This is a genomic window from Parasphingopyxis sp. (assembly GCF_052168295.1).
GTDB lineage: Bacteria > Pseudomonadota > Alphaproteobacteria > Sphingomonadales > Sphingomonadaceae > Parasphingopyxis.
This window is the reverse complement of sequence record NZ_JBQLZN010000031.1, coordinates 35,796-42,488: the sequence shown is the minus strand read 5'-3', so window position 1 is coordinate 42,488 and position 6,693 is coordinate 35,796. Positions and strand designations below refer to the sequence as shown.

The 6,693-nt window shown below is 65.8% G+C and carries 10 protein-coding genes; 4 read left to right on the top strand and 6 right to left on the bottom strand.

Annotated features, from left to right (window positions below; genetic code table 11):
* Positions 1 to 218 precede the first annotated feature (218 nt).
* Positions 219 to 959 carry a LytR/AlgR family response regulator transcription factor gene (locus ACTS1Z_RS05080; RefSeq protein WP_442623360.1) on the top strand — a complete coding sequence of 247 codons (741 nt, stop codon included), beginning with the start codon at positions 219 to 221 and terminating at the stop codon, positions 957 to 959.
* Between the two features lie 9 nt (positions 960 to 968).
* Here ACTS1Z_RS05080 and ACTS1Z_RS05075 read toward each other — a convergent pair whose 3' ends face one another.
* The 3 genes from ACTS1Z_RS05075 to ACTS1Z_RS05065 all read right to left on the bottom strand — a co-directional run bounded on the left by ACTS1Z_RS05075 (position 969) and on the right by ACTS1Z_RS05065 (position 2,178).
* Positions 969 to 1,241 carry an SCO4225 family membrane protein gene (locus ACTS1Z_RS05075; protein ID WP_442623359.1) on the bottom strand — a complete coding sequence of 91 codons (273 nt, stop codon included), beginning with the start codon at positions 1,239 to 1,241 and terminating at the stop codon, positions 969 to 971.
* A 16-nt stretch (positions 1,242 to 1,257) separates the two neighbouring features.
* Positions 1,258 to 1,629, bottom strand: coding sequence for a VOC family protein (locus ACTS1Z_RS05070; RefSeq protein WP_442623358.1), 372 nt, complete (start codon positions 1,627 to 1,629; stop codon positions 1,258 to 1,260).
* A gap of 216 nt (positions 1,630 to 1,845) precedes the next feature.
* Positions 1,846 to 2,178, bottom strand: coding sequence for a UrcA family protein (locus tag ACTS1Z_RS05065; protein WP_442623357.1), 333 nt, complete (start codon positions 2,176 to 2,178; stop codon positions 1,846 to 1,848).
* A 355-nt stretch (positions 2,179 to 2,533) separates the two neighbouring features.
* Between ACTS1Z_RS05065 and ACTS1Z_RS05060 the strand changes: the two genes are divergently transcribed.
* A complete protein-coding gene (locus tag ACTS1Z_RS05060) occupies positions 2,534 to 2,827 on the top strand; it encodes a hypothetical protein (protein ID WP_442623356.1) in 294 nt (97 codons plus the stop codon).
* 22 nt (positions 2,828 to 2,849) lie between these two features.
* On the opposite strand, the gene ACTS1Z_RS05055 is transcribed toward ACTS1Z_RS05060, so the two are convergent.
* Entirely contained in the window at positions 2,850 to 3,713 is an 864-nt protein-coding gene (locus ACTS1Z_RS05055; protein WP_442623355.1) for an alpha/beta hydrolase, read from the bottom strand.
* 117 nt (positions 3,714 to 3,830) lie between these two features.
* A complete protein-coding gene (locus ACTS1Z_RS05050; protein WP_442623354.1) occupies positions 3,831 to 4,451 on the bottom strand; it encodes a hypothetical protein in 621 nt (206 codons plus the stop codon).
* 61 nt (positions 4,452 to 4,512) lie between these two features.
* Between ACTS1Z_RS05050 and ACTS1Z_RS05045 the strand changes: the two genes are divergently transcribed.
* Entirely contained in the window at positions 4,513 to 5,139 is a 627-nt protein-coding gene (locus ACTS1Z_RS05045; RefSeq protein WP_442623353.1) for a TetR/AcrR family transcriptional regulator, read from the top strand.
* A 9-nt stretch (positions 5,140 to 5,148) separates the two neighbouring features.
* Here the strand turns inward: ACTS1Z_RS05045 and ACTS1Z_RS05040 are convergent, their stop codons facing one another.
* Entirely contained in the window at positions 5,149 to 5,946 is a 798-nt protein-coding gene (locus tag ACTS1Z_RS05040) for a transglutaminase-like domain-containing protein (RefSeq protein WP_442623352.1), read from the bottom strand.
* A 96-nt stretch (positions 5,947 to 6,042) separates the two neighbouring features.
* On the opposite strand from ACTS1Z_RS05040, the gene ACTS1Z_RS05035 reads away from it, so the two are divergent.
* Positions 6,043 to 6,693, top strand: a complete 651-nt coding sequence (locus tag ACTS1Z_RS05035; protein ID WP_442623351.1) for a potassium channel family protein — start codon at positions 6,043 to 6,045, stop codon at positions 6,691 to 6,693.

Sequence of the window (6,693 nt, the reverse complement as noted above, 5' to 3'; positions counted from 1 at the left end):
AGACCTTCGCTTCGCTCAGGCGCGGCACCAGCCCGCTCCCCCTCCCGGCCTCCCACAGAGTACACATACTGGGAGGCCGGGAGGGGGAGCGGGCTGGTGCCGCGCTCGAACGTCAGTTCGAGTCTGACGAACAAAGCTTCCCGCCGCGATTTTGCGCGAGGATAATTCCGACAAAAAGCTGGACATGACCCCATGCAACCCAACAGACTTCCAAAGCCATGACCGACACAGCACCGCTTCGCACCCTCCTCGTCGATGACGAGCCGCTCGCCATCGAGCGTATGCAGATCCTTTGCGCGCGCACCGAGGGCATCGACCTGATCGGTACCGCGCAGGACGGCGAATCCGCGCTGCGCATGGTCGAGGCGCTACAACCCGAGCTGCTATTGCTCGATATCGCGATGCCGGGGATGGACGGAATGGAGGTCGCGCGCGCGCTGGACGGCGTCGATCTCGCGCCGGCGATCATCTTCGTCACGGCTTTCGACCAGTTTGCGGTCGAAGCCTTCGATGTCGCGGCCGTCGACTATCTCCTCAAGCCCGTCGCGCCCGAGCGGCTCGAAAAGGCGATCGCGCGGGTGGCCGAACAGATCCGCGAAACGCAGGAACAGTCGGCCGAAGAGTCGCCCTGGGCCGAGGAATTCTGGGTTCCGCATCGCTCCGAAGTGATCCGTGTCGCGTCCGAGGATATCGACCGGATCGAAGCGGAGCGGGATTATATGCGCCTCCATATCGGCGAGCGCAGCTATCTGCTTCACCAAACGATCAGCAATCTCGAAGAGCGGCTCGACCCGGACCATTTCATCCGCGTCCACCGGTCCTCGATCCTCAACCGCGGGCGGATCGCCAAGCTGCGGCACGACGGATCGGGCGGCTGGTATGCCGAGATGGAAGACGGCACCGAAGTCCGCATCGGCCGCACGTACCTGAAGAAGGTAAAGCAGATCGCGGGCAAATAGCGCCGGCGGCTACCGCCGGAACAGTCGTGCGATCCTCCATAACAGCCAAATGTTGATCGCAATGCCCATGGCCGCGACCGCCAGAGCGAGCCAGGTGCCCGTTTCCTCGAACGGCAGAAGTACGAGTATCCAGGGCAGCGAAAGCAGATAGGCGTACACGCCCGATAGCGGATCCGGCGGAACGCCGAGCCAGCCGAAGAGACTTGCCGGAACCAGCAGCAGCGCGATCGCGCCGAGTACGCCGTACAGTATCGCGATGCCGCGAATGATGCGCGATGCCACGGTTCAGTCCGACCCGTCAGACATGCTGGTCGAGCATGATCTGATTGCCGTCCGGATCGATGAACACGCAGCTCGCCGGCCCGGACGTCGTTTCATCGGCTTCCTGGACCATCTCGATGCCGGCCGCTTTCAGGCGTTTCTGGATTTCGCGCACATCGGTGAAATCGTCGAGCGGCTCGCCCTTTTCGTCCCAGCCCGGATTGAAGGTGAGGATATTGTCCTCGAACATGCCCTGGAACAGCCCGATCGTGCAGCCCGGCGATTGCAGGATCATCCAGCCCTGGTCCGACTGGTCGTGCATGACGTCGAAACCCAGCGCTTCGTAGAAGGTACGCGACGCGGCGATGTCCTTGACCGCAAGGCTCAGCGAAAAATTTCCAAGATGCATGATGGTCTTCCCCTGTTGAATGCGTGACCGCTTCCGAACCGACGGCGAAAGCGGCCGGCCTTTCATGTCTAGCATATCTGCGCGTGCCGTCATCCGCCGGGTCGCCGCCGACGCATCCGATCCGGCCCAAACGCAAAACACCCCCGGGCAGAGGGTCCCGGGGGTGTTCCGTCAGGCCTTGGAGGGGCTGTCCAGGGCCGGTTTTGCCCGTGCGGGCTAGCGCGATGCGCCGATCGTGACAGTCGGCGACCGCATCAGGTCGTTGAGCTGAACCATGGCATCGTTGACCGCATCGTCCTGGCAGGCGCGGATCGTTTCCGCTCCGGCGAGATTGCGGACGTCCACCGTACCGCACACCTGCTTGGAGGCGCGGTCGATCCGGTCCGTCAGCCGGGCATAGCCCTGCGCAGTGTCGAGATCGTAGCTACGGGTATCGATCGTGACATAATCGACCGTGTGGCCGACCCCGGCCAGCGCGGGGGAGGTGGTGAAAGCGGTCGCGGCGCCAGCCATGGCGACCGCAGCGAAAGCGAAAGCAATTTTCTGCATTATCATACTCCTGAACCTTGGCCCTCCGGGACCATTCCCGGTGGATCCGTTGGGACGGTCGCCTGCCGGGTGCTCCCGATCTCGCCGTCGATCATGGGTATAGGCGATTCGCTCGTGCCGGTCGCGGCGGGATCGACAACCGGGCAGGGCTTTGCGTCAAATCGACAAACGTCGGAATTCTATCGATCAGGGTTTCGGATCGTCGCCGCTTTGGCTCGGTTCGCAGGAGGGCCGATGCCGTTCGTCGGATTGGCCGGGCCGCTCGCCGCGAAACGGGACCGAAGGATTTCAGCGCCTCATGCGTTGAAAAGGATGCGGGCGTCGCACCGGTCCGGCAACCCAAGGAGATCCGACCATGTACTCGCCCCTCGACTTTGGCCTCGTACTGATCGCCGCCGCACCCGCAGCGGCGATGGCGCCCGACAGCTCAACCACCACGGCAGCGACCAGCCTCGTTCCGGTCCTCGTCATGCAGTCGGCACGCCGGCCGCAACACGCCGCGCCACGCGTCCGGCCCGTGCGCCCCGTCCGTCCGCGCGAGCGCGCGCAGACGCCGCGGATCAATACCGGCCGTATCCGCAACGCGATCGCCAATGGCGCAACGCCGGCCCGCGTCCGCAAGAAGATACAGGAACATCACGGCCAGTAAGCGCCGGGAAACCGGTGCGCGGCTAGGACACCTCGCGCGCGAACGCCTCGATATCGGCAAGCGAGGGCGGCGTGCCGCGCGTCCAGCGCGACAGCGCGGTCATGATCCGGATATGGCCGATCCCGTCATAGACGATATGCCGCACCGGTACGCCCGCCGCTTCCAGCCGCGCGGCGAGCCCGCTGCTGTGGCGCGGGCGCACGACAGTATCGAGCGCGCCGTGGAGGAGCAGCGCCGGCGGATCGCCTTCGCCGGCGAAATTGATCGGCTGGGTCGCCGCGAGATCGGGCGCGCGGCTGAACGCGCCGCGCGTGCTCGGCGTATCGAGCGGCAGGAAATCATAAGGCCCGGCCAAGCCAACCCATCCAGCGATGGCCTCCCGATCGCCGCCGAGCCAGCTTTCGTCCATCGCGAGCAGCGCCGCGATATGGGCGCCGGCGCTGTGCCCGACCATCACGATCCGGTCCGGGTCACCGCCGCGCTCGGCGATATTCTCGCGCACCCATCGGATCGCCGCCGCACCATCCTCGACGAAATCGGGAAAATGCGCTTCGGGCGAGAGCCGGTAATTGGGAACGACCGTCACGAAGCCGAGCGACGCGAAGGCGCGGCCGGCAAATTCGTAGCCCGCCTTGTCGCCCGCGCGCCAGCCGCCGCCATGGATGAAGACGATAACCGGCCGCGCCGTATCCTGCCCACCGGTCGGCGCATAGACATCGAGCCGCTGCCGCACACCATCGCCGAACGCGATATCCGCGGCGACGCGCGCGGACCCCGCATCCTTGGGCACGAGCCGGTTGAACAGCATCAGCCGGTCGGCCGTGTAGACATAGACGCTGGCCGCTATGAGCAGCAGGACAATGGCGATCAGGATATAGCGCAGCATCGGGCGGGGTTAGGGAAGGGCCTCGCCTTTGTCGATATCGGGGATTTGTCTGTCAGACTCGACCTCTCGCTCGGGCGCCGCACCGGCCCGGCCGCGATATCGCCTCTGTCCCCGCACTTACAGCGCGCGCCGGTAAAGCTGGGTGCCGACCAGCACAGCCCAGGCGGCGTGGACCGCGTAGATCACGAAGGCCCCCGCGAGGTCCATCGTCGTCAACCCGCCTGCGAGCCCAATCATCGGGCCCAGCCCGGCGGCAAGCCCGGCGAGCGCGATCGCCCGGTTGGCGCCTCGATCGCGCCGCAGGAGATCGACGGACCAGAGCGCGAAGGCCGTGCCGGTCGCACAGACGCCCATTCGCGCCAGCGCCTGGTTCGTCTCCCAGCACAGCATCGCGATATCGTGCCCGAGCGCATCGCCGCCGCGCGCGGCGAGCGCCGGAACCACCGCCCCGTTGATCGTGGCCGCACCGATATGGGCGGCGAGGCTGACGGCATAGGCGATGAGCCCGGCGAGGATGGCGGGCCGCATCATCTCGCGCCGGCGGCAGAAATACACGAAACCGAAAAAGAGCGCACAGACGACAACGATCATCGTGCCATGGACATAATCTGCCACGCCGCCGGTCGCGTGCGCGCCGGTCGGATGATGGCCCATGGCGAGGACGGACAACGCCGCCGCGGCGATGAGGACGAGTCCCACCAGTCGGTCCCGGTTCTCATATGTGTCCGGATTCGGCATCATCCATCTCCTGCTGGTTGCGCAGGCCGCGTTAAGGCGCAAAAAGACGAACGGAAGCGACATGGACTGGGACGGGTCCGGTATCGGACATCGCGGCCCGATTGTCCGGAAAGGCGAAGCGATGGCGAACGGCGAGGATCGACGCGTCAGGCGAACACGGGAATCGCTGCGACAGGCCTTCAACGCGCTCGTACTCGAAGGCGGGCGAGGCGATATCCGGGTCGCCGATATCGTCGCGCGCGCGGATATCGGCCGTTCGACCTTTTACGATCATTATCGCAGCGCCGACGAACTGCACATGGAAGCGCTGTCCGCGCCGCTCTCCATCCTCGCCGACGCGGTAACGGGTTCGGGCGACCGCGAGCGGCTCGAATGGCTGCTCGCGCATTTCTGGGAAAACCGGGCGCGGGCGCGCGAAACTTTTACCGGCGCGGACAGGGACAAGGTGGTACGGTTGCTGACCGGCCAGATTGCCGAGCGGCTGGAAGCCATCGGAGACCGGTATCGACTGCCGCTCCCGCTCGCGGCGTTGCAGCTTGCGGAGCTGTCGCTCGCGCCCGTACGCGGCTGGGTGATGGCGCTCGCGCCCGCCGATGCCGGCCAACTTGCCGAGAGCCTCATTGCGACGGCTGCGGGCGTGCGCGAAGCCTTACGGCAGGACAGATCGGACACGCCGCCGGCCCACTAGATCCGCGTCCTAGTCCAGCCGCTCGACGGTCACCGATTGTGCGTTCAGATCGGCCCGGCCGAAGATCGTCATGAATGCGATATCGGTTGCGTCGCGCCCGGTAATGATCGGGACCAGGCCTTCGATCGGCGCCATCCGCGTCGCGTCGATCATGTGCCAGCCATCGTCGAGCCAGACTTCGGCGACCGCATGGAAATCCTGCGGGTCGAGATCCCAGGCATAGGCAGAGACCATGCGCGCGGGGATGCCGGCGGCGCGCGCGAAGCTGATCAGCAGGTGCGCATAATCGCGGCAGATGCCCTCGCGCGAGATGAAGGTGTCGGCCGCGCCCGTATCGCCGTCGCTCGATCCCGGCACATAATCGAGCTGGTCATGCACCCAGTTCGCCATGGCGAGCACTTTCGCGCCGCCCTCCACATCGCCGAACGCCTTGCCGACAAAGCTCGCAAACCGATCCGACTGGCAATAGCGGCTCGGCCAGATATAGGGCACGGCCTCGCCCGGCAGATCGGCATAGGGGGTGATGCCGAGCCCCGCGATCTCGCGCACCGCGCGCTCGACCTCGACCGTCGCGCGATATTCGACGCGGAACGGCCCGCGCCCGCGCGTCCAGGTCCGCCGCCCGACGCCCGCTTCCACCGGCACCGGATGCAGCTCGGAGCCGGTCGCCACCCGCATCTTGCCGTCGATCACTTTCTGCGTCGGTTCATCGGCCGCCGCCTCGATCTGCAGCAGCACATCGGCTTCGGCGTCGATCCGGTAATCGAGCAGGGCGTGAATCGAAAGGCGCATGATGCAGCGGGCCATAGCCGCCCGCCCCGGTCGACGCATCAAATAATTGTGGCGTTGCGCAGCGCCGCTGCTATCGCGTTGATTATCGGATCGGATTCGGCGGGAGCGACCATGGCCAATATCGCGGTAATCGGATTGGGCGGGTTCGGCAGCACATTGGCGCTCGAGCTGGCGCGGCTTGGCGATCATGTGCTCGGCATCGACATTTCCGAACGGCACATCGCGCCCTGCCTCGGCCGGCTCGCCGAAGCGATCATCGCCGACGGGCGCGATATCGACGCGCTGAAAGAGGCGGGCCTCGCCAGCTACGACACCGCCGTGATCGCGATCGGCGAGGACCTGGAAGCCAATATCCTGTGCCTCATGAACCTGCGCGAGATCGGCGTCGAAACGATCTGGGTGAAGGCGCTGGACGGGCCGCACGAACGCATCCTCGCGGCGCTCGGCGCCGAACATATCATCGAGCCCGAACGCGAGGTCGGCGAACGTGTCGCCCAGACGCTGCACAATCCGCTGATGCGCGACCATATCAAGCTCGCCAACGGCCAGTATCTGGCCGACATCTCAGTACCCGCTGCGCTGGCGGGCAAGACGCTCAAATGGCTCGATCTCGGCGGCCGGTTCGGTATCCGTTGCCTCGGCATTACCCGCGCCAAGACGTTCCTGACCGGCCCCGACACCGAAGCGCCGCTCGAATATAACGATCATCTGCTGCTGCAGGGCGAGCGCGCGCTGCTCCGCAAATTCTCCGAAGAGCTGTAG